This window comes from Streptomyces sp. NPDC057280, from assembly GCF_042668605.1.
In the GTDB taxonomy this organism is placed as follows: domain Bacteria; phylum Actinomycetota; class Actinomycetes; order Streptomycetales; family Streptomycetaceae; genus Streptomyces.
This window is the reverse complement of sequence record NZ_JBHUYR010000001.1, coordinates 2301901-2322556: the sequence shown is the minus strand read 5'-3', so window position 1 is coordinate 2322556 and position 20656 is coordinate 2301901. Positions and strand designations below refer to the sequence as shown.

At 70.9% G+C, this 20656-nt stretch carries 15 protein-coding genes; 10 read left to right on the top strand and 5 right to left on the bottom strand.

What is annotated here, in order from left to right; all coding sequences use genetic code 11:
- Positions 1-118: 118 nt before the first annotated feature.
- Both ACFUO4_RS10405 and ACFUO4_RS10400 read right to left on the bottom strand, forming a co-directional pair.
- The gene (locus ACFUO4_RS10405; protein ID WP_079310156.1) at positions 119-385 is read right to left on the bottom strand and encodes an antitoxin; all 267 of its coding nucleotides are present in this window, start codon (positions 383-385) and stop codon (positions 119-121) included.
- 25 nt (positions 386-410) lie between these two features.
- Positions 411-767 carry a hypothetical protein gene (locus ACFUO4_RS10400; protein WP_383482104.1) on the bottom strand — a complete coding sequence of 119 codons (357 nt, stop codon included), beginning with the start codon at positions 765-767 and terminating at the stop codon, positions 411-413.
- Positions 768-949: 182 nt separating this feature from the next.
- Here ACFUO4_RS10400 and miaA point away from each other — a divergent pair, with 182 nt between their 5' ends.
- The 6 genes from miaA (at position 950) to hflX (ending at position 9262) form a co-directional block, all read left to right on the top strand.
- Complete coding sequence (gene miaA / locus ACFUO4_RS10395; protein ID WP_383482101.1) at positions 950-1888, top strand: tRNA (adenosine(37)-N6)-dimethylallyltransferase MiaA; 939 nt, start codon at positions 950-952, stop codon at positions 1886-1888.
- Between the two features lie 108 nt (positions 1889-1996).
- Complete coding sequence (locus ACFUO4_RS10390) at positions 1997-2500, top strand: hypothetical protein (protein ID WP_383482405.1); 504 nt, start codon at positions 1997-1999, stop codon at positions 2498-2500.
- A gap of 73 nt (positions 2501-2573) precedes the next feature.
- On the top strand, positions 2574-3443 hold the full coding sequence (gene dapF, locus ACFUO4_RS10385; RefSeq protein ID WP_383482098.1) for a diaminopimelate epimerase: 870 nt from the start codon (positions 2574-2576) through the stop codon (positions 3441-3443).
- Positions 3444-3731: 288 nt separating this feature from the next.
- Positions 3732-5927, top strand: a complete 2196-nt coding sequence (locus ACFUO4_RS10380) for a RelA/SpoT family protein (protein WP_383482095.1) — start codon at positions 3732-3734, stop codon at positions 5925-5927.
- Positions 5928-6104: 177 nt separating this feature from the next.
- Complete coding sequence (locus ACFUO4_RS10375; protein ID WP_383482092.1) at positions 6105-7598, top strand: M1 family metallopeptidase; 1494 nt, start codon at positions 6105-6107, stop codon at positions 7596-7598.
- A gap of 170 nt (positions 7599-7768) precedes the next feature.
- Complete coding sequence (hflX, locus tag ACFUO4_RS10370; RefSeq protein WP_079310151.1) at positions 7769-9262, top strand: GTPase HflX; 1494 nt, start codon at positions 7769-7771, stop codon at positions 9260-9262.
- 60 nt (positions 9263-9322) lie between these two features.
- Here hflX and ACFUO4_RS10365 read toward each other — a convergent pair whose 3' ends face one another.
- Positions 9323-10525, bottom strand: coding sequence for a serine protease (locus ACFUO4_RS10365; RefSeq protein ID WP_079310170.1), 1203 nt, complete (start codon positions 10523-10525; stop codon positions 9323-9325).
- A gap of 264 nt (positions 10526-10789) precedes the next feature.
- Complete coding sequence (locus ACFUO4_RS10360) at positions 10790-12013, bottom strand: trypsin-like serine peptidase (protein WP_383482087.1); 1224 nt, start codon at positions 12011-12013, stop codon at positions 10790-10792.
- Between the two features lie 352 nt (positions 12014-12365).
- Here ACFUO4_RS10360 and ACFUO4_RS10355 point away from each other — a divergent pair, with 352 nt between their 5' ends.
- From ACFUO4_RS10355 to ACFUO4_RS10340, 4 genes are all read left to right on the top strand, one after another.
- Positions 12366-14153 carry an aminotransferase class III-fold pyridoxal phosphate-dependent enzyme gene (locus tag ACFUO4_RS10355; RefSeq protein WP_383482084.1) on the top strand — a complete coding sequence of 596 codons (1788 nt, stop codon included), beginning with the start codon at positions 12366-12368 and terminating at the stop codon, positions 14151-14153.
- A 433-nt stretch (positions 14154-14586) separates the two neighbouring features.
- The gene (locus ACFUO4_RS10350) at positions 14587-16506 is read left to right on the top strand and encodes an IucA/IucC family protein (RefSeq protein WP_383482402.1); all 1920 of its coding nucleotides are present in this window, start codon (positions 14587-14589) and stop codon (positions 16504-16506) included.
- Between the two features lie 133 nt (positions 16507-16639).
- The gene (locus tag ACFUO4_RS10345) at positions 16640-17455 is read left to right on the top strand and encodes a GNAT family N-acetyltransferase (protein ID WP_383482081.1); all 816 of its coding nucleotides are present in this window, start codon (positions 16640-16642) and stop codon (positions 17453-17455) included.
- Positions 17456-17749: 294 nt separating this feature from the next.
- Positions 17750-19720, top strand: coding sequence for an ATP-dependent DNA helicase (locus tag ACFUO4_RS10340; protein WP_079310146.1), 1971 nt, complete (start codon positions 17750-17752; stop codon positions 19718-19720).
- A gap of 151 nt (positions 19721-19871) precedes the next feature.
- Here the strand turns inward: ACFUO4_RS10340 and lexA are convergent, their stop codons facing one another.
- Positions 19872-20651: a transcriptional repressor LexA gene (gene lexA, locus ACFUO4_RS10335; RefSeq protein ID WP_059198553.1), complete on the bottom strand. Its 780-nt coding sequence runs from the start codon at positions 20649-20651 to the stop codon at positions 19872-19874.
- Between the last annotated feature and the right edge of the window lie 5 nt (positions 20652-20656).

Below are 20656 nucleotides of genomic sequence, written 5' to 3'. Positions count from 1 at the left end.
CTCCTGCCCTGACGCGGCCATGCAGCACCCTGACGCGGCCGCGAAGCCGCCGTGACGCGGGCATGAAACGGCGGACGGCCGGGAGCGGTCGCTCCACGGCCGTCAGCCGATGTGCCGTTCAGGAAGCGGGCGGCGGCGAGGACGGGGGCGCGGTCGAGCCGCCCGTACCACCGTCAGACTTGTGCGCGAGTCGGTCCATGGCGTCCTTGGCCTTGCCCGTGCCCGTGTGGATCTTGTCGCTGTACTTGCCCTTGGTCTTCTTGTCGACGGCCTGTGCGGCCTTGTCGAGACCGTGCTGGATCTTGTCCCCGTGCTGCAGCGCGAGGTCGGAGACCTTGTCCTTGGCCGGGCTGAGCTTGGCTTTCAAATTGTCCAGGAGACCCATCGTTCACCTTCCCGCGCGGGGGCAGTTACGTGCGGGCGCTCTCGCCGGCCTCGCTGTCGGCCGCCGCTTCAGCGGACTGCTGCTTGGGGATCTCGACGCCGTCGGCGGCACCGGACTCGCCGGACTCCGTCGCCGGTTCCGCGTCCGTCTCCGCCTTCGCCTCCGTCGACGCGGCCGCTTCCTCGGTCCGGGCCCCGTTCTCAGGCTCGGTACCGGGCTCGGCCGCGGCCTCCGACTGCGCCTCGGCCGGCTCCTTCGCCGCTGCCGGCTCGGTCGCCTCGTCCGACTCGGCATCGGCCGTCAGCGTGGCGGCCCCTGCCTCGGCGGTTGACGTCTCCTCCGCAGTCTTCGACCTCCGGAGAAGTCGTGCGAAAACACCCATATCCGCTCCATACGTTACTCGTGCGGGCGAAATCCCGCGTCGCCCGGTGCGCCCATTTGCGTCGACCGGGGTGCCGCCTCCGCGAACCGGCGGCGAAAACCTCGCAACTGGCAACGACCCCGGACCTGTGTCGTCACGTAACTCGTTCGAGGCCACTCCGCGACGTTTGCGAGACTGGGGCGGTGAGCAGCGCACCCCCCGCCCCCCGAGTCATCGCCGTCGTCGGACCGACCGCGGCCGGAAAGTCCGATCTGGGCGTCTTCCTGGCCCAGCGCCTCGGAGGCGAGGTCGTCAACGCCGACTCCATGCAGCTGTACCGAGGGATGGACATCGGCACCGCCAAGCTGACGCCCGAGGAGCGCGGCGGCGTCCCGCATCACCTCCTCGACATCTGGGACGTGACCGTCACGGCGTCGGTCGCCGAGTACCAGCGCCTCGCCCGCGAGCGGATCGACGCGCTGCTCGCCGAGGGGCGCTGGCCGATCCTGGTCGGCGGCTCCGGGCTGTACGTCCGGGGCGCCGTCGACCACCTCGAGTTCCCCGGCACCGACCCCGAGGTCCGGGCCCGCCTGGAGGAGGAGCTCACGCTCCGCGGCTCCGGCGCGCTGCACGCCCGCCTGGCCGCCGCCGACCCCGAGGCCGCGCAGGCGATCCTGCCCAGCAACGGCCGCCGGATCGTCCGGGCCCTGGAGGTGATCGAGATCACCGGCCGCCCCTTCACCGCCAATCTCCCCGGCCACGACTCGGTCTACGACACCGTCCAGATCGGCGTCGACGTCACGCGGCCCGAGCTCGACGAGCGGATCGCCCGCCGCGTCGACCGGATGTGGGACGCGGGGCTCGTCGACGAGGTGCGGACACTGGAGGCGCGAGGGCTGCGCGAGGGGCGCACGGCCTCGCGTGCGCTCGGGTACCAGCAGGTGCTCGCGGCGCTCTCCGGAGAGTGCACGCTGGAGGAGGCCCGGGCCGAGACCGTACGCGCCACCAAACGCTTCGCGCGCCGCCAGGATTCGTGGTTCAGGCGCGATCCACGGGTGCACTGGCTCAGTGGGGCTGCGGCGGATCTCACAGAACTTCCCCAGCTCGCACTGGCGTTGGTCGAACGACCGGTCACAGCCTGATCACGTCCTGGCATCGGGACGCTCAGGCCGTCATCCGGCCCGTCGGCGCCGTGCCATCATCGAGCTTCGATCGACCAAGTGGAGTCCGAGTTGGGAGGGCGCGTGGCGATGGAGGCCGGCCCTCGCGACACCGCACGAAGCACCGAGCCCCGCACCGCCGACGGCGGTGAAACGGAGCAGGACGGCGACCGTCTGAGCCCCGACGGGCCCGACGAGACGCAGGGTGGTGTGATCGCCGACGGCCCCGAGCCCGAGGAGATGTTCGCCGACGGCCCCGAGGTCGAGGTCGAACTGCGTCCGCAGCGCCGGATGCGTATCTGGCAGCTCGCCCCGATCGTGTCCCTGGCCGCGCTCGGCTCCCTGATGTTCGCCTTCCCGCTCGCCTTCGACTTCGGCGACAGCGGGGCCGTGATCGCGATGCTGGGCCTGCTGATCTGCTCGTGCGCGGCGGGCTGGGGCATGATGGCCGCCCGCCGGGTGGGGTACACCTGGCCGGGACTGCCGCAGCGGGGGTCCGGGCGGCGTCCGGACTGGCGGATGGTGCTGCTGTACGTCGTGGTCGTGGCCGCGGTGGTCGCGCTGGCGGTGCTCCGCGTGGCGCGGCTGCGCTGACCTCCACGCGCGCGTGGAGCCGCCGTACGGCCGCCGGTGACCGGCTGTCGTAGGCGCCCCGTACGATCGAGGAATGAGCACGCGGATCGCCTTCCTCAAGGGCCACGGCACCGAGAACGACTTCGTGATCGTCCCGGACCCCGAGAACGTCATCGACCTTCCCGCGAGCGCCGTCGCCGCCCTGTGCGACCGCCGCGCGGGCATCGGCGGTGACGGCCTGCTGCACGTGGTGCGGTCCGCCGAGCACCCTGAGGCGCAGCACATGGCGGCCGAGGCGGAGTGGTTCATGGACTACCGCAACGGCGACGGCTCCATCGCCGAGATGTGCGGCAACGGCGTCCGCGTCTTCGCCCGCTACCTCCAGCACGCCGGGCTCGTGACCGAGGGAGACCTCGCCGTCGCCACGCGCGGGGGCGTGAAGACCGTGCACCTCGCCAAGAACGGCGACGTCACCGTCGGGATGGGCAAGGCCCGCCTCCCCGAAGGGGACGTCCAGGTGAGCGTCGGCGAGCGCAGCTGGCCCGCGCGGAACGTGAACATGGGCAACCCGCACGCGGTGGCCTTCGTCGAGGACCTCGCCCACGCGGGCACCCTGTACGACGCGCCGCCCTTCAGCCCGGCCTCCGCCTACCCGGACGGGGTCAACGTGGAGTTCGTGGTCGACCGCGGCCCGCGGCACGTCGCGCTGCGGGTGCACGAGCGCGGCTCCGGCGAGACCCGTTCGTGCGGCACGGGCGCGTGCGCCGTCGCCGTGGCCACCGCCCGCAGGGACGGCGTCGACCCGGCGGTGACCGGAGCCCCGGCGACGTACACCGTCGATGTGCCCGGCGGCACCCTCGTGATCACCGAGCGGCCCGACGGGGAGATCGAGATGACCGGCCCGGCCGTGATCGTGGCCGAAGGCGAGATCGACCGGGAATGGCTGGAAAGCGCCGCGCGTTGAGCGAGTGAAAGGTGGGTTCCGGCGGTTCGGAACGCTGGGATCCACAGCCTCACCCGGCACCGGTGATACGAAACGACGCAGAACCGCAGGTCGGGTGGCGCGAAATCGTAAACCTGAAAACCGTCGCTCGAATGGGTGATCCGTTTCACGCTCGACGAGAGGCGGTCAGCCGCGCGTGATGGGCTCGGTAGCATCAAGCACCGGCCCGGACGGGGGACCGATGCCATCCCCTGTGCCGTGTCCGCCCTGGGGCACCCCGTCCGCCGGTCAATGCAGCCGGAGGTGCCCATGAGTGCGGAGGCCACGAACCCCGCGACCCCAGGTCCGGTAACAGGGCCTGCGGCGCGCTGGCGGGCGCGGATCGACCTGCGTCGCCTGGGCCGCGCCGCCCTGCTCGGCCCGGCCGCCCGCGACCGGCTGCCCGACGCCATCGGCCATGTAGCCGAGGCCCACCGCGCCCACCACCCCGACGCCGACCTCGAACCCCTGCGCCGCGCCTGGGTGCTGGCCGAGTCCTCGCACCGCGGCCAGATGCGCAAGAGCGGCGAGCCGTACATCACCCACCCGCTCGCGGTGACCCTGATCCTCGCCGAACTCGGCGCCGAGACCACGACCTTGACGGCCTCTCTGCTCCACGACACCGTCGAGGACACCGATGTGACGCTCGATCAGGTCGGCGAGGAGTTCGGCGCCGAGGTGCGTTACATCGTCGACGGCGTGACGAAGCTGGAGAAGGTCGACTACGGCGCCGCCGCCGAGCCGGAGACCTTCCGCAAGATGCTGAAGGCCACCGGCAGCGACGTCCGGGTGATGTCGATCAAACTCGCCGACCGGCTGCACAACATGCGCACCCTCGGCGTGATGCGCCCGGAGAAACAGGCGCGCATCGCCAAGGTGACCCGCGACGTCCTCATCCCGCTCGCCGAACGGCTCGGCGTGCAGGCGCTCAAGACCGAGCTGGAAGACCTGGTCTTCGCGATCCTGCACCCCGAGGAGTACGAGCACACGCGCGAGCTGATCGTCGACAACGCCTCCCGCGCGGACGACCCCCTCGCCGAGATCGCCGACGAGGTGCGCGGTGTCCTGCGCGACGCCGACATCCAGGCCGAAGTCGTCATCAGGCCGCGGCACTTCGTCTCCGTGCACCGAGTGGCCCGGAAACGCGGCCAGTTGCGCGGCGCGGACTTCGGCCGGCTGCTGGTGCTCGTGAACGAGGACGCGGACTGTTACGGCGTGCTCGGTGAACTCCACACCTGTCTGACGCCCGTCGTCTCGGAGTTCAAGGACTTCATCGCCGTACCGAAGTTCAACCTGTACCAGTCGCTGCACACCGCCGTCGCCCGCCCCGACGGCCAGGTCGCCGAAGTCCTCATCCGCACGCACCAGATGCACAAGGTCGCCGAGGCCGGCGTCATCGCGCTCGGCAATCCCTACGCTCCTCCTTCGGAGGAGCCCGTCGACGGCGAACGCGAGGACCCGACCCGGCCCGGCTGGCTCTCCCGGCTCCTCGACTGGCAGGAGGCCGCGCCGGACCCGGACACGTTCTGGTCGACGCTGCGCGAGGACCTCGCCCAGGACCGCGAGATCACCGTCTTCCGCCCCGACGGCGGCACCCTGGGCCTGCCCGACGGCGCGACCTGTGTGGACGCCGCGTACGCGCAGTACGGCGAGGACGCGCACGCGTGCATCGGCGCCCGCGTGAACGGCCGCCTGGCGACCCTGAGCACCGTTCTGCGGGACGGCGACACCGTCCAGCTCCTCATGGGACAGGACCCGGCCTCGGAGCCCTCCAGGGAGTGGCTGGAGCACGCGCACACACCCGCCGCGCGGATCGCCATCCAGCGGTGGCTCTCGACGCATCCCGCCCAAGAGGCTCCCGGAGAGGGGCTGGGCGAGAGCCTGCATGGCACGGTGGAGCGCCCTGAGGGCCTCCAGGCCACCGCTGAGGCGCCCGCCGGGTCGGCCGACGCCCCGGCCGCCGTCGACGCCCGGCGCACCCGCCCTCGTACGGCCGACAGCGCGCCGGCCCGCTCACGTACCGCCGACGTCCTCGTCGACCAGCCCGGCGCGACCGTGCGCCTGGCCGGCTGCTGCACTCCGGTCCCGCCCGACGACGTCACCGGCTTCGCCGTGCGCGGCGGAGCGGTCACCGTGCACCGCGTCGAGTGTCCGGCGGTCGCCCGCATGAAGGCCGCGGGGCGGCCGGAGGTGGAGGTGCGCTGGGGCGACACCGCCGAGTGCCGGGTGACCCTCTATGCCGAATCGTTCGGCCGCCCCCATCTGCTCGCGGACCTCACCGAGGCCATGGCGCTCGAAGGCGCCGAGATCGTCTCGGCGACGGTCGAACCCCCGAGTCAGCAGCGCGTCCGCCACACCTATACGGTCGACCTTCCCGACGCCGCTTTGCTGCCCGCCCTGATGCGGGCGATGCGGAACGTGCCCGGGGTGTACGACGTGAGCCGGGCGCAGACGCAGGGGGCCTGACGCGGCAGCGGAGCGTGGCGGGGGACTGCAGCGGCGATTCGCGTCGGGTCGCGTCGGGGGATCGCGGCGGCTTATTGCGGCGGCGGGTCGCCGCGGCGTCGCCTCGGCCGCACTCGTTCGGGTGGGCCGGGCGCGAGTCGTCGCCGCAGGGCGCGGGTGCGCTGGTAGCGGTGGTGCATGCTGCTCACCCCCCACGCCAGGACGCCCCGGCGGCTGAAGGCGGCCGCGCTCCTCGCCTCCGCCGTCTCCGTCTGCCTCGTCGCCGCGAGCGCCCCCGCCGCCCCGCTCGGGGTCGGCGACCGCCTTTTCCCGCACCTCGGCAACCCCGGATACGACGTGGCGTCGTACGACCTCTCCTTCACCTATCCCGGCTCCAACAGCGAGCCGCTCCAGGCCGTCACCACCATCGACGCCTGGACGACCACCTCGCTCGACCGCATCAACCTCGACTTCGCCCACGGCAAGGTCGAGTCGGTGGAGGTCGACGGGGAGCCCGCCGCGTTCGCCAGTGCCGACGAGGATCTGGTGGTCACGCCCGAGGACGCGCTGCCCAGCGGCAGCTGGATGCGGATCACCGTGAAGCACACCAGTGATCCCGTGTCGTCCGAGGACCGAGACGGCGGCTGGGTGCGGACCACCGACGGGCTCGCCATGGCCAACCAGGCCGACGCCGCCCACCTGGTCTTCCCGTGCAACGACCACCCCTCCGACAAGGCGATGTTCACCATTCGGGTCACCGCGCCCGACGGCTACACCGCCGTCGCCAACGGGCTGCCGACCGGTGTGGACCGGGCCGCCGGGGCGACGACGTGGACGTACCGCACCCAGCACCCCATGGCCACCGAGCTCGCCCAGGTGTCCATCGGCCGCTCCACGGTCGTGCACCGCGAGGGCCCGCACGGACTGCCGGTGCGCGATGTCGTGCCCACCAAGCACCGCGAGGCGCTCGAACCCTGGCTGAAGAAGACCCCGGAGCAGATCTCCTGGATGGAGAGCAAGGTCGGCCGCTATCCCTTCGAGACGTACGGCCTGCTCATGGCCGACGCCGACACCGGCTTCGAACTCGAGACGCAGACGCTCTCTCTCTTCGAGAGAGAGCTCTTCACCGAGCCCGCCTACCCCCAGTGGTACGTCGAGTCGATCATGGTGCACGAGCTGGCCCACCAGTGGTTCGGCGACAGCGTCGCCCCGGCCTCGTGGTCCGACCTGTGGCTCAACGAGGGGCACGCCACCTGGTACGAGGCCCTGTACGCCGAGGAGAAGGCCGGCAAGCCCATGGAGGCGCGGATGAAGGCGGCGTACGGCGCCTCCGACCGCTGGCGCGCGGCCGGTGGCCCGCCCGCCGCGCCCAAGGCGCCGGCCCCCGGTCAGAAGATCGGCATCTTCCGCCCCAACGTCTACGACGGCGCCGCGCTCGCCCTCTACGCCCTGCGCCAGGAGATCGGCCGCGAGACCTTCGAGCGCCTGGAACGGGTCTGGGTGAGCCGCCACGAGGACGGCACGGCGGCGACGGACGATTTCGTGCGGCTGGCCTCGGAACTGTCCGGTCGTGATCTCGCCGGCTTCTTCCAGGACTGGCTGTACGGCGAGAAGACCCCGCCGATGCCGGGCCACCCGGAGTGGAAGGCCGTCACAGCGGGCAGACAAGGCTCTGCCACAGCGGGTAAATAAGGCTCGGTCACAGCGGGCGAATAAGGCGATGACGAGACGCCTCGTCCCGTGCGACCATCGTCCGGTCGGCGCGGCACGGGACAACGGGAATCTCCCGGGGTACTCGTGCGTTGTGAACAGTGACGAAGTCACGATCGCCGACTCGGCATCCCCAACGACGTAAGGACCCAATGACCTCCTCTTCATCCTTTTCCCAGGACGCGCAGCGCTTCGCGCACACATACCCCGAAGGTCTTCGGGCCGATGCCCTGATGGAAGAGGACGTCGCCTGGAGCCACGAGATCGACGGAGAGCGGGACGGCGACCAGTTCGACCGCTCCGAGCGCGCGGCTCTGCGCCGCGTGGCGGGCCTCTCCACCGAGCTCGAGGACGTCACCGAGGTCGAGTACCGGCAGCTCCGTCTGGAGCGGGTCGTGCTCGTCGGCGTCTGGACCTCGGGGACCGCGCAGGACTCGGAGAACTCCCTCGCGGAGCTCGCCGCCCTCGCGGAGACCGCGGGCGCACTCGTGCTCGACGGCGTGATCCAGCGCCGCGACAAGCCCGACGCGGCCACCTACATCGGCTCCGGCAAGGCCACCGAGCTGCGGGACATCGTCCTGGAGACGGGTGCCGACACCGTCATCTGCGACGGTGAGCTCAGCCCGGGCCAGCTCATCCACCTCGAAGACGTCGTCAAGGTCAAGGTCATCGACCGTACGGCCCTGATCCTCGACATCTTCGCCCAGCACGCCAAGTCCCGAGAGGGCAAGGCGCAGGTCGCGCTCGCGCAGATGCAGTACATGCTGCCGAGGCTCCGCGGCTGGGGTCAGTCGCTGTCCCGTCAGATGGGCGGCGGCAAGGGCGGCGGTCTCGCCACCCGTGGTCCCGGTGAGACCAAGATCGAGACGGACCGGCGTCGGATCCGCGAGAAGATGGCGAAGATGCGCCGGGAGATCGCGGAGATGAAGACCGGCCGCGAGATCAAGCGCCAGGAGCGCAAGCGCAACAAGGTGCCGTCCGTCGCCATCGCGGGCTACACCAACGCCGGCAAGTCCTCCCTCCTCAACCGCCTGACCGGCGCCGGTGTCCTGGTCGAGAACGCCCTGTTCGCGACCCTGGACCCGACCGTCCGCCGCGCGGAGACCCCGAGCGGGCGCCTGTACACGCTGGCGGACACCGTCGGCTTCGTACGGCATCTGCCGCACCACCTGGTCGAGGCGTTCCGCTCCACCATGGAGGAGGTCGGCGAGTCCGACCTGATCCTGCACGTGGTGGACGGCTCGCACCCGAACCCGGAGGAGCAGCTGCTCGCCGTGCGCGAGGTGATCAGGGACGTCGGCGCGGTCGATGTCCCGGAGATCGTCGTGATCAACAAGGCGGACGCGGCGGACCCGCTGACCCTGCAGCGGCTGATGCGGATCGAGAAGCGTTCCATCGCGGTCTCAGCCCGTACCGGCCAGGGCATCGCGGAACTGCTCGCGCTCATCGACAACGAGCTGCCGCGGCCCTCGGTCGAGATCGAGGCGCTCGTGCCGTACACGCTCGGCAAGCTCGTCGCCCGCGCCCACTCCGAGGGCGAGGTGATCTCCGAGGAGCACACCCCGGAGGGCACCCTGCTCAAGGTGCGGGTGCACGAGGAACTGGCGGCGGACCTCGCGCCGTACGTTCCGGCGCCGGTGGCGTAACAGCGGTACGCGTGAAGGCCCGCCCCTCGTCGTGAGGGGCGGGCCTTCCGTGCGTACGGACTACTTGCCGCCGTACGTCTTGCTCATGTTCTGGTAGATCGCCTCGGCGGTCGCGCCCAGCTGCGGGCCCGCCAGCCAGGTGTTGTCGGCCGGGCCGATCGACGTGTTCGAGACCAGCTTGGTCTTACCGTCCACCACCCGGAACCAGCCGCCGCCGGACGAACCGCCGGTCATGGTGCAGCCGATGCGGTACATCGTCGGCAGCGTCGTGCTCAGCGAGAGACGGCCCGGCCGGTCGATGCACTTGAACATCTTCAGACCGTTGTACGGGGCCGCCTGCGGATAACCCCAGGCACCCATCTTGGCGACCTCGGTGGCGGAGGGGGCCGAGAAGTCGATGTCCAGCGCGGCGCCGACCGTCTCCTCCAGCGACTTGGCGCCGGACTCCGGCTTCACGTGCAGCACCGAGTAGTCGTACGCCGCCCCGTCACCGCCGGTCTCCGAGCCGCCCGCGATCCACTCGTTCGAGGTGGAGGCCCAGTCCGCCCACCACTGGCCGTACGGCGCGATCTCCGTGGGGTTGGAGTTCGTCAGCTGCGCCTCGGACTTGCCGTAGTCGTTGTAGGCCGGGACGAACATGATGTTCCGGTACCAGCCGCCGCCCGAACCCGCGTGCACGCAGTGGCCCGCCGTCCACACCAGGTTGGACTTGCCGGGGTGGTTGACGTCCTTGACGACCGTGCCCGAGCAGACGGCATGCCCCTCGGGGGTGTCGAAGAAGATCTTGCCGACCGGGGCCGCGTTCTCGTGGTACGGCGTCCTCTCCGCGGACGCCTCGACGGGCAGCGGGTCCGGGTCGGTGACGCCCGTGTCGGCCGCGGCGTCCTTCGTCGAGTACGTCTTGTTGGCCTCCTTCGCGGACTTCATCCGCTCCGGCTTCCACAGGCCGTCGATGACCGGGTTGACGAAGTCCTTGGCCTCACTGAGCCACTTGTCCTTGTCCCAGTTCTTCCAGCCGCCGTCCTTCCAGTCGTCGACGTCGATGCCGTGCTTCTTGAGCTTGTCGGCGATGTCGGCCGGGATCTGGATCTTGTCGTTGCCGCTGTCGGCCGCCTGCGAGGTGGTGGCCCCGGGCTTGTCGCTCGCCTCGTCCGAGCCGTTGCAGGCCGTCGCGGTCAGCGCCAGGGCGGCGACCAGACCGGTGGCGGCGAGCGTGGTGCGGCGCCGCGTGGAAGACGTACGGGACGTACGTGTGGAACGCATGGTGCGTTGACCCCCGTTGAAGCAGTTGTTGTGCTGGTGGTTGCGCTGATGGTTGAGCCGGCGAGCGCGCCGAGGCCGCTCGCGTGTCATGTGCGTGTCACGGCTGGAGAGGTGTCCTCGGGCGCGACACCCCACTATGCCCGTGCAGTTGAGGGCGAACGGCGGCGGGGCGGTGAAGATTTCTTGGGCTCGCCCCGCCGTCGATCATCACTGGGCCGCGATCACATCACCGGCGGCCGGTCACGTGGCCGGCCGCGAACTGCGTCACTGACCGGCGAACTTCTTGCTGACCGAGTCGTACACGCCCTTGGCCACATCGCCCAGCCGCGGTCCGGCGAGCCAGCCTGCCGTCACCGGGCCGATGGAGGTGTTGGACACCAGCGCCGGCTTGCCGTCCGAACCGGTCGCGACCCAGCCGCCGCCCGACGAACCACCCGTCATGGTGCAGCCGATGCGGTACATCGTCGGGTCCGACGCCTTGATCGACAGCCGCCCCGGCTTGTCCTGGCACTGGTACATCGTCTCGCCGTCGAACGGCGCCGCCGCCGGGTAGCCCGTCGCCGTCAGGCTCTGGATCTTCGCCGCCGCCGGGGCGTTGAAGTTCACCGGCAGAGCCGAACCGACGGTCTCCTCCAGGGACTTGCCCGAGCCCCCCTTCTCCGGCGTCACATGGATGACCGCGAAGTCGTACGAGGCACCGTCCCCGCCCGTCTCACCGCCCTGCTCGATCCACTGGTCCGAGGTCTGCGCCCAGTCACCCCACCAGACACCGTACGGAGCGACGTCCTCCCGGGAAGCCTTCTCCAACTCCGCTGTGGGCAGGGCGTCGTTGTTGTACGACGGCACGAACGCGATGTTCCGGTACCAGCCGCCCTCCTTGCCCGCGTGCACGCAATGGCCCGCCGTCCACACCATGTTGGACTTGCCGGGATTGGCCGGGTCCTGCACGACCGTCGCCGAGCAGACCATCGTGCCCTCGGGGGAGTCGAAGAACACCTTGCCCGCCACGGGGACGCTGTCGTGGTACGTAGCCGGCACGGCCTTGGCGTCCACCGGCGCCGGCTCCGGGTCGGTCACGCCCTGGTCCCCGGAGATGTCGCTGTCGTCGACACCCTTGCCCTCGTCCGGGTCCTCGGCGCCGCGCATCCGGTCCGGGTCCCACAGGCCCTCGATGATCGGGTTGACGAAGTCCTGGGCCTCACGAAGCCAGTCGTCCTTGCTCCAGTCCTTCCAGGCGCCGTCCTTCCACTTGTCGACATCGATCCCGTGCTCCTTGAGCCGGTCCTTGATGTCGTCCGGGATCGTGATCTTCCCGTCGGAGGAAGCCGAGGCGGAGGCGCTGCCCCCTGCCTGGTCGTCGCCCGACTCGCAGGCCGTGGCGGTGAGCGCGAGCGCCGACGCGAGGGCGACGGCGGCCAGCACGGGGGAGGTTCTGCGGCGCGCGCCCCTTTCCCGGCGGGCGGTGAACGACGGCCTTGTGGATCGCATGATCTGACTCCCCCTGAGGTGAACGAACTTGGTGCGACGGCCCTGAGCCCACGCCGAACACGGTGTGATCGCAAGCCGGTTGGCATCGATCCCGCGCCGGCCCCGGATGCTCCGGAGGTGTGCTCTCACGGCCTGTTGGAACGGCACCACACACTATGCGCTCGCTGTGGGGGACTTCCCACGGAACGGCAACGGTTCCGTCACGGCAAGGATCTTGAGGCAACCCGTAACCCGGTGCGGCGTCCGGGGTTGGTAGCGGTGGGGGGCCTGCTGTCCGGGCGCGGTCCTCCGGGCCCGTGGCGGGAGTTCGGCCCGGCCGGGGCGTCGGACGACGGCGGGAGGACGGAAACACGTGGCCGAGGCTCTGCACGGCGGATACGCGTCCGAGGGGATCCTGCGACGCCAGTCGGCGCGCGAGCCGGCGGCGCGCACCTACGCGCGTGCCCTCCCGATCGTGCCCGTGCGGGCGCGCGGGCTGACCATCGAGGGCGCGGACGGTCGCCGCTACCTCGACTGCTGTTCCGGCGCCGGGACCCTGGCCCTCGGACACAACCACCCCGTCGTGCTGGAGGCGATCCGCAAGGTTCTCGACTCCGGCGCGCCACTGCACACCCTGGGCCTCGCGACCCCAGTCGAGGACGCCTTCCGCACCGAGCTGTTCCGCACCCTGCCGCCAGGTCTCGCCGACCACGCGCGCGTGCAGTTCTGCGGGCCGGCCGACACGGATGCCGTGGAGGCCGCGTACAGGCTCGTCCGGGCGGCGACCGGGCGCACGGGGATGCTCGCCTTCACCGGCGCCCGTCACGGCATGACCGGCACGGCTCAGGCGGCTGCGGGGGACCCGGTCGGCGTACGGGCCCCGCGGCTGCCCTACCCGCAGGACTACCGCTGCCCTTTCGGTGTCGGCGGCGCACGGGGTGCCGAACTCGCCGCCCGCTGGACTGAATCCGTCCTCGACGATCGAGCATCGGGCGCGACCGGCGCCGCCGGGCTGATCGTCGAACCCGTGCAGAGCGAAAGCGGAGTGATCCCGGCGCCGGACGACTGGCTGCGGCGGCTGCGCCGGCTCACGGCCGACCGGTCCATCCCGCTCGTCGCCGACGAGACCGGGACGGGAGTCGGCCGCACCGGTGCCTTCTGGGCCGTGGAGCACAGCGGGGTCACTCCCGACGTGATGGTGCTGTCCAAGGCCATCGGAGGCAGCCTCCCGCTCGCGGTCGTGGTCTACCGCGACGACCTCGGTGCCCATGAACCCACTGCCCCCGCAGGCGCGTTCCGCGGCAACCAACTCGCCATGGCCGCGGGAACGGCCACCCTCGCCCACGTCCGCGAGAACCGCCTCGCGGAACGCGCCTCCCTCTTGGGCGCCCGCATGCTCGCCGATCTCCGCTCCCTGCAAGGGCGGTTCGAGTGCATCGGGGATGTGCGGGGGCGGGGGCTGATGCTTGGGGTGGAGATGGTGGAGATGGTGGAGCAGGGGGAGGAGGAGAAGGCGGGGGACGGAGGCGCGGTGGGTGTGTGGGGTGCGGTGGAGGGCCGTGGGGTGGGAACGGGGGGTGAGTGGGCGTCGCATGGTGCGGGTGCGGGTGCGGGTGCGGGTGCGGGTGCGGGTGCGGGTGTGAGTGGGTGGCACGGTGCGGGTGCGAGGGCTGGTGTCGGCGCCGATGTGGATGGGGTGGCTGGTGCTTGTGCGGATGAGGTGGCCGGTGCGGGCGTGAGGGCCGGTGCCGGTGCCGGTACTGGTGCGGGCGTGGTCGACGTCGGTGTGGGCGGGGCCGGCGCTGATGAGGGCTGGTTCGGCTTCGCCGCCAGCCCTCGACCCGCCGCTCCCGAACTTGCCGCCGCCGTACAGCGGGAGTGCCTGCGGCGCGGTCTGATCGTCGAGCTCGGCGGACCCCAAGGGAACGTCGTCCGGCTCCTCCCGCCGCTGACCATCACCGACGAGCAGGCGGAGGCGGTGCTCGACCGCCTGTCCGACGCGGTGGAAGCCGCCGCTCATCTCCACACTGCGCGTGGGGAGAGAGGGGTGGGGCAGCGTCCGCAGCCGAAGCGGAGACGGCTGGCGCAGCGGCTTGAGCGCGATCTGGTGCAGCAACTGCAACCGCATCAGCGAGATCATCCAGATCGTCCAGATCAATGACATTCACCCCTCCCAGCTCCGCTCACAAGGAACAGCCTTGAACACCACCCCGACCCCCGAAGGCCCCAGCCACACCCCGACATCAGGCCGCACCACGATGGAGCTTCCCCACCAGACCGAGCCCGGGCCGGGTGCTGGACCAACAGGCGTCTCCGCGACCCGCTCGCCGGAACGAGTCCCGGAACAGGGCCGTGGGCGGCGGGAGCAGGAGCACGAGCGTGAGCAGGCACGGGTGCCGGGGCCCGATGAAGATCAGCCCGCGGGGGAGCGGACGACCACCAGGCGAGTGGAAGGCTCCGTCGACCAGTCTGCGACAGGCCCACGGGGAACCTCCGCACCGGTGGACCGCCCAGGTCCACCGACACCCCACCACTTGAACGCCGGCTGGCTGCGTGGCGCCACAGCGGACCCCTTGGACCATCCCGACCCGTACATGGCCGCCGAGTCCGCCGCCGTGGAGAACCTGCTGCGCTGTTGGGTACGCGAAGCCGACCTCCCCGCCCCCGCCCACGGGCCCCTCCGCATCCCGCTCCCCGCCAGCGGAACGGCCCTGCTGGCCCCCGTCCACTACTGGTCACCGACGGGCTGGCACCGCTTCGGCCCACCGAAACTGGCCGGCGCCGCCGAACAATCGCCCTCTCTCAACGCCGTCACTCTCGCCGCACTGCTTGCGAGAGAACCCTCGGCAGACAGCTCGGCAGACAGCCCGGCGGACGCCCCGGCGAACACGCCCTCCGCATCCGCCGACACACCCTCTGCCTCCGCCGCCACGCCCGGATCTCATCCCGCCACCACGGTGGAGACTCGCTCCGCCATCCCGCCCGGAACTCACCCCGCCACCACGCCTGAAACTCACCCCGCCACCGCGGCCCCAGCCACAGACGGCACCGACCTCGTCGCCCGCGTCGCTGACTCCGTGCGCCGGACCGCCGCCTTCATCCGCGAGCGCAGGGAGCATCCTTCGGACGAGCCCGACCTGTTCCTCGCGGCTGAACAGGCTCTGGTGCTCGGCCATCCCCTGCACCCCACACCGAAGAGCCGCGAAGGTCTGACCGACACCGAAGCGTGCCTGTACTCACCCGAGTTGCGTGGCGCCTTCCCCTTGCACTGGATCGCTGTCTCCCCCTCCCTCCTGGCCGCCGACTCGGCCTGGACCGAGCGCGGGCGCCTCATTCCCGCCCCTCAACTCACCGCACGTCTCGCCGGATCGGGGCTCCCGCTTCCCGACGGTCACGCGGCTCTGCCGCTGCACCCTTGGCAGTTGCGGCAAGTCCGGCACGATCCCGCGACCGCCGCACTCTTCGACGCCGGACTGCTCCGCGATCTCGGAACACACGGCTCTCCCTGGCACCCCACCTCCTCCGTACGCACCGTCCACCGGTCCGGCTCGTTCGCCATGCTCAAGCTGTCGCTCGGCCTGCGCATCACCAACTCCCGTCGTCAGAACCTCCGCAAGGAACTCCATCGAGGCGTCGAGGTTCACCGGCTGCTGCGCAGCGGACTCTCCGCGCAGTGGCAGGCCCTGCACCCCGGCTTCGACATCGTCCGCGATCCGGCCTGGCTGGCCGTCGACGGACCGGACGGCAGTTCTGTGCCGGGCCTCGACGTGATGATCCGGCACAACCCCTTCACCCCTGCCGACGATGTCTCCTGCATCGCCGGACTCGTAGCTCCAAGGCCTTCCGCCCGGCCGACCAGTGCCGGTGCTGGAGAGGCCGCGGACCCGCCGGCCATGCGGTCCCGACTGGCCGAGGTCGTCACATGCCTGGCGGACCGCACGGGGCGACCTTTGGGTGCCGTCGCCGCCGAGTGGTTCCTGCGCTACCTGGAGCAGGTCGTCCGCCCGGTGCTGTGGTTCGACGCGGAGGCCGGCATCGCCCTGGAGGCACATCAGCAGAACACGTTGGTCCTTCTGGACGGCGACGGCTGGCCCATCGGCGGCCGCTACCGGGACAACCAGGGCTACTACTTCCGCGACTCGCGGCGCGCCGAACTCGACGCCCGGCTGCCCGGTATCGGCGAGCACAGTGACACGTTCGTCTCAGACGAGGTCACCGACGAACGCTTCGCGTACTACCTCGCCATCAACAACGTCCTCGGGCTCATCGGTGCCTTCGGCTCCCAACGCCTGGCAGACGAACGTCTGTTGCTCGCCGCCTTCCGTCGCTTCCTGGGCGATGTCGCCTCCGGACCCGCTCGGCTGCGGACCACGCTGCCCGCCCGCCTGCTGGAGTCACCGGTCCTGCGCTGCAAGGCCAACCTCCTGACCCGGCTGCACGGTCTCGACGAGCTCGTCGGCCCGGTCGACACCCAGTCCGTCTACGTCACCATCGCCAACCCCCTTCACACCTGACCTCCTTCACTCCGACCGCCCAGTCGTTTCCGGGCTGGATCAACTCCGCCGGTCATATCGGTCATATATGCCATTTCTGTCCGTTCATTCCTGAGGAACATGCCCCGACCCGTCTCCCGAGAGGAGCGCCGCCGTGCCGTCCACCGACGCGAGCGCCAAAGCCACCACCGCCCCCGCCCCGAACACCGACGCCGGTGCAGCCGCCGGCACCGACCTCGGTCCGGTCGAGGCCTCCGGCACGGACTGTGAGGACACGCTCGACCTGCGCCTCCCCGACGAATTCCTCGCCCTCATCGCCGAGGAGGCCGCCGACGCCGATGCCGAACCGGGCGGTGCCGAGAGCAGGGCGCAGTCCGGCGTGGGAGGCCGGGACCGCGGCGACCTCCTCGACGGAGTGGGCGACTGGGGCCCTGTGAACACGCCCGTGGGCGTGTTCCACCTCGTTCCCGTACACGCCGAGCGGGACCTTCCACTGCTCGGCCGCTGGATGAACGACCCGGCCGTCGCGGCGTTCTGGGAGCTGGCCGGACCCCAGAACCGGACGGAGGACCATGTGCGATCCCAGCTCTCCGGCGACGGGCGGAGCGTGCCCTGCCTCGGCATGCTGGACGGCACGGCCATGAGCTACTGGGAGATCTACCGCGCCGACCTCGATCCCGTGGCCCGCCACTATCCCGCCCGACCTCATGACACAGGAATCCACCTCCTCATCGGAGCCGCCGCCGACCGCGGTCGAGGACTCGGCAGCGCACTCCTCAGAGCCGTCGCCGATCTCGCGCTGGACAAGCGGCCCGCGTGCGCACGCGTCATCGCCGAACCCGACCTTCGCAACATCCCCTCCGTCTCCGCCTTCCTGAGCGCCGGTTTCCGCTTCTCGGCCGAGGTCGATCTGCCCGAGAAGCGAGCGGCGCTGATGGTCCGTGACCGGTCGCTGCGCGATGTGCTGTGACGCGATACCGGTCGATGTCACCTCGCGTCACATCGTCATCACTTTTGGTACACCGCTCGGGTCGATCCGGTTCCCACTCGCGAGACAGCTTTTTCCAGCCGAGCGGATTCCGCCGAAACCCGGCATGCGTCGACACTGTCGGCCGGTGTTGACCGCAAGCGACCGATTCCGACCCCAGTCGCCCGTGAGCGACCCCGACCGATCGTGCCCCTGCCCTCACCGAGGCCCGATCCAGCCCCTCGTCTCACCCTTGACCACTCGTTTGTCAGTGCCGGGCCGTAGGGTGGTCGCGCTATGACGAAGCCCTCACTCCCCGAACTCCTGCATGCTGCCGTCACTGCCGTCGGCGGCACGGAGCGCCCCGGTCAGGTGACCATGGCCGAAGCCGTCGCGGAGGCGATCGACGACGGCTCCCATCTGCTGGTTCAGGCCGGCACCGGCACCGGAAAGTCGCTGGGCTACCTCGTGCCCGCGCTCGCGCACGGGGAGAGAGTCGTCGTCGCGACCGCCACCCTGGCCCTCCAGCGCCAGCTCGTGGAGCGTGACCTGCCCCGCACGGTGGACTCCCTGCATCCGCTGCTGCGCCGCCGACCGGAGTTCGCGATGCTCAAGGGCAGATCGAACTATCTGTGTCTGCACCGGCTGCACGAGGGCGTGCCGCAGGATGAGGAGGAGGGCCTCTTCGACCAGTTCGAGGCGGCCGCCCCCACCAGCAAGCTGGGCCAGGACCTGCTGCGGCTGCGCGACTGGTCGGACGAGACGGAGACCGGCGACCGGGACGATCTGACCCCCGGCGTCTCCGACCGGGCCTGGGCCCAGGTGTCGGTGTCGTCGCGCGAGTGCCTGGGTGCGACGAAGTGCGCCTACGGCGCCGAGTGCTTCGCGGAGAACGCCCGTGAGCGCGCCAAGCTCGCCGAGGTCGTCGTCACCAATCACGCGCTGCTCGCGATCGACGCGATCGAGGGCGCACCGGTCCTCCCGCAGCACGAGGTGCTGATCGTCGACGAGGCGCACGAGCTGGTGTCGCGGGTCACCGGCGTCGCCACCGGCGAGCTCACGCCGGGCCAGGTCAACCGCGCGGTGCGCCGCGCGGCGAAGCTCGTCAACGAAAAGGCGGCAGACCAGCTCCAGACCGCCGCCGAGGGTTTCGAGCGGCTGATGGAGCTCGCCCTTCCGGGCCGCCTGGAGGAGATCCCGGAGGACCTCGCCTACGCGCTCATGGCCCTGCGTGACGCGGCCAGGACCGTCATCTCCGCGATCGGCGCCACCCGCGACAAGTCCGTCCAGGACGAGGACGCCGTCCGCAAGCAGGCGCTGGCTTCCGTGGAGACCGTGCACGACGTGGCGGAGCGGATCACGAACGGCTCCGAGTGGGACGTCGTCTGGTACGAGCGTCATGACCGCTTCGGCGCTTCCTTGCGGGTCGCCCCCATGTCGGTGTCGGGCCTGCTCAGGGAGAAGCTGTTCGCGGACCGCTCGGTCGTCCTGACCTCGGCGACTCTGAAGCTGGGCGGCGACTTCAACGGCGTGGGCGCCTCCCTGGGGCTGGCCCCCGAGGGCACCGAGGGCGACGACCTTCCGCAGTGGAAGGGTGTCGACGTCGGCTCGCCCTTCGACTATCCGAAGCAGGGCATCCTGTACGTGGCCAAGCACCTCTCGCGCCCCGCGCGGGACGGCGACCGCGCGGACATGCTCGACGAACTGACCGAACTCATCCAGGCGGCCGGCGGCCGCACCCTGGGCCTGTTCTCCTCGATGCGGGCCGCACAACTCGCCGCCGAGGAACTGCGCTCCCGCATCCCCGAGTTCCCGATCCTCCTGCAGGGCGAGGAGACCCTCGGTGAGCTGATCAAGAACTTCGCGGCCGACCCGAAGACGTGCCTGTTCGGCACGCTCTCGCTCTGGCAGGGCGTGGACGTCCCCGGCCCCAGCTGCCAGCTGGTCGTCATGGACAAGATTCCGTTCCCGCGGCCCGACGACCCGCTGATGAGCGCCCGCCAGAAGGCCGTCGAGGACGCGGGAGGCAACGGCTTCATGGCGGTCGCCGCCACGCACGCGGCGCTGCTCATGGCCCAGGGCGCCGGCCGTCTCGTACGGGCGTCGGGGGACCGGGGTGTGGTGGCCGTACTGGATCAGCGACTCGCGACCGCGCGGTACGGGAGCTATCTGAAGGCGTCACTGCCCGACTTCTGGTACACGACGGACCGTAACCAGGTCCGGAAGTCGCTGGCTGCGATCGACGCGCTGGCCAAGCAGGCGGAGTGAGAGGGCGTGGGTTTGTCCGGCCGGCACCGGCCGGACAAACCCACGCCTCAGGCGTCCGAAGACGCGCACAGCACTGGGCCCCGGAACCGGCGCAGGGGTCCCGGGGCCCGGTCAAGGGGCGGACCTCGAAAGGGCCTGCCCGCCGCAGCCGTCACACGCGGCGCAGCACCGCCACCACCTTGCCGAGGATGGTCGCGTCATCGCCGGGGATCGGCTCGTAGGCCGCGTTGTGCGGGAGGAGCCAGACGTGGCCGTCCTCGCGCTTGAAGCGCTTGACGGTGGCTTCGCCGTCGAGCATGGCGGCCACGATGTCGCCGTTCTCGGCGACGGGCTGGCGGCGGACCGTGACCCAGTCGCCGTCGCAGATCGCGGCCTCGATCATGGAGTCGCCGACGACCTTGAGGACGAACAGCTCACCGTCACCGACGAGCTGGCGCGGGAGAGGGAAGACGTCCTCGACGGACTCCTCCGCGAGGATCGGGCCACCGGCGGCGATGCGGCCGACGAGGGGGACGTACGACGCGGCGGGCTTGCCGGCGGTGTCCGTGGGCTGCACGGAGGCGGCCTGGTCGGAGCCGCGCACCTCGTACGCGCGCGGGCGGTGCGGGTCGCGGCGCAGGAAGCCCTTGCGCTCCAGTGCCATGAGCTGGTGTGCGACCGAGGAGGTGCTGGAGAGGCCGACAGCCTGTCCGATCTCCCGCATGGACGGCGGGTAGCCGCGCCGCTGCACGGAGTCCCTGATGACCTCGATCACCCGGCGCTGTCGGTCGGTGAGTCCCGAGCTGTCGGCGCGGATGCCTGGAGGTCGGCCCGGCAGGGAGCGCTTGTGTCCCTCGGGATTCACGGCTTCGTTCATCGCATGCACCGGCTCGAGTCGGCCCTGGGAGCGGTCCTGGGCAGTGATGGTGGCACTGTCTGCGGTGGTGGTCACGTCGG

What these genes read in the sequence shown, in the direction of transcription:
- ACFUO4_RS10405 (WP_079310156.1), bottom strand. Translation starts at nt 385, where the DNA reads ATGGGTCTCCTGGACAATTTGAAAGCCAAGCTCAGCCCGGCCAAGGAC.
- ACFUO4_RS10400 (WP_383482104.1), bottom strand. Translation starts at nt 767, where the DNA reads ATGGGTGTTTTCGCACGACTTCTCCGGAGGTCGAAGACTGCGGAGGAG.
- ACFUO4_RS10390 (WP_383482405.1), top strand. Translation starts at nt 1,997, where the DNA reads ATGGAGGCCGGCCCTCGCGACACCGCACGAAGCACCGAGCCCCGCACC.
- dapF (WP_383482098.1), top strand. Translation starts at nt 2,574, where the DNA reads ATGAGCACGCGGATCGCCTTCCTCAAGGGCCACGGCACCGAGAACGAC.
- ACFUO4_RS10380 (WP_383482095.1), top strand. Translation starts at nt 3,732, where the DNA reads ATGAGTGCGGAGGCCACGAACCCCGCGACCCCAGGTCCGGTAACAGGG.
- ACFUO4_RS10375 (WP_383482092.1), top strand. Translation starts at nt 6,105, where the DNA reads ATGCTGCTCACCCCCCACGCCAGGACGCCCCGGCGGCTGAAGGCGGCC.
- hflX (WP_079310151.1), top strand. Translation starts at nt 7,769, where the DNA reads ATGACCTCCTCTTCATCCTTTTCCCAGGACGCGCAGCGCTTCGCGCAC.
- ACFUO4_RS10365 (WP_079310170.1), bottom strand. Translation starts at nt 10,525, where the DNA reads ATGCGTTCCACACGTACGTCCCGTACGTCTTCCACGCGGCGCCGCACC.
- ACFUO4_RS10360 (WP_383482087.1), bottom strand. Translation starts at nt 12,013, where the DNA reads ATGCGATCCACAAGGCCGTCGTTCACCGCCCGCCGGGAAAGGGGCGCG.
- ACFUO4_RS10350 (WP_383482402.1), top strand. Translation starts at nt 14,587, where the DNA reads ATGGCCGCCGAGTCCGCCGCCGTGGAGAACCTGCTGCGCTGTTGGGTA.
- ACFUO4_RS10340 (WP_079310146.1), top strand. Translation starts at nt 17,750, where the DNA reads ATGACGAAGCCCTCACTCCCCGAACTCCTGCATGCTGCCGTCACTGCC.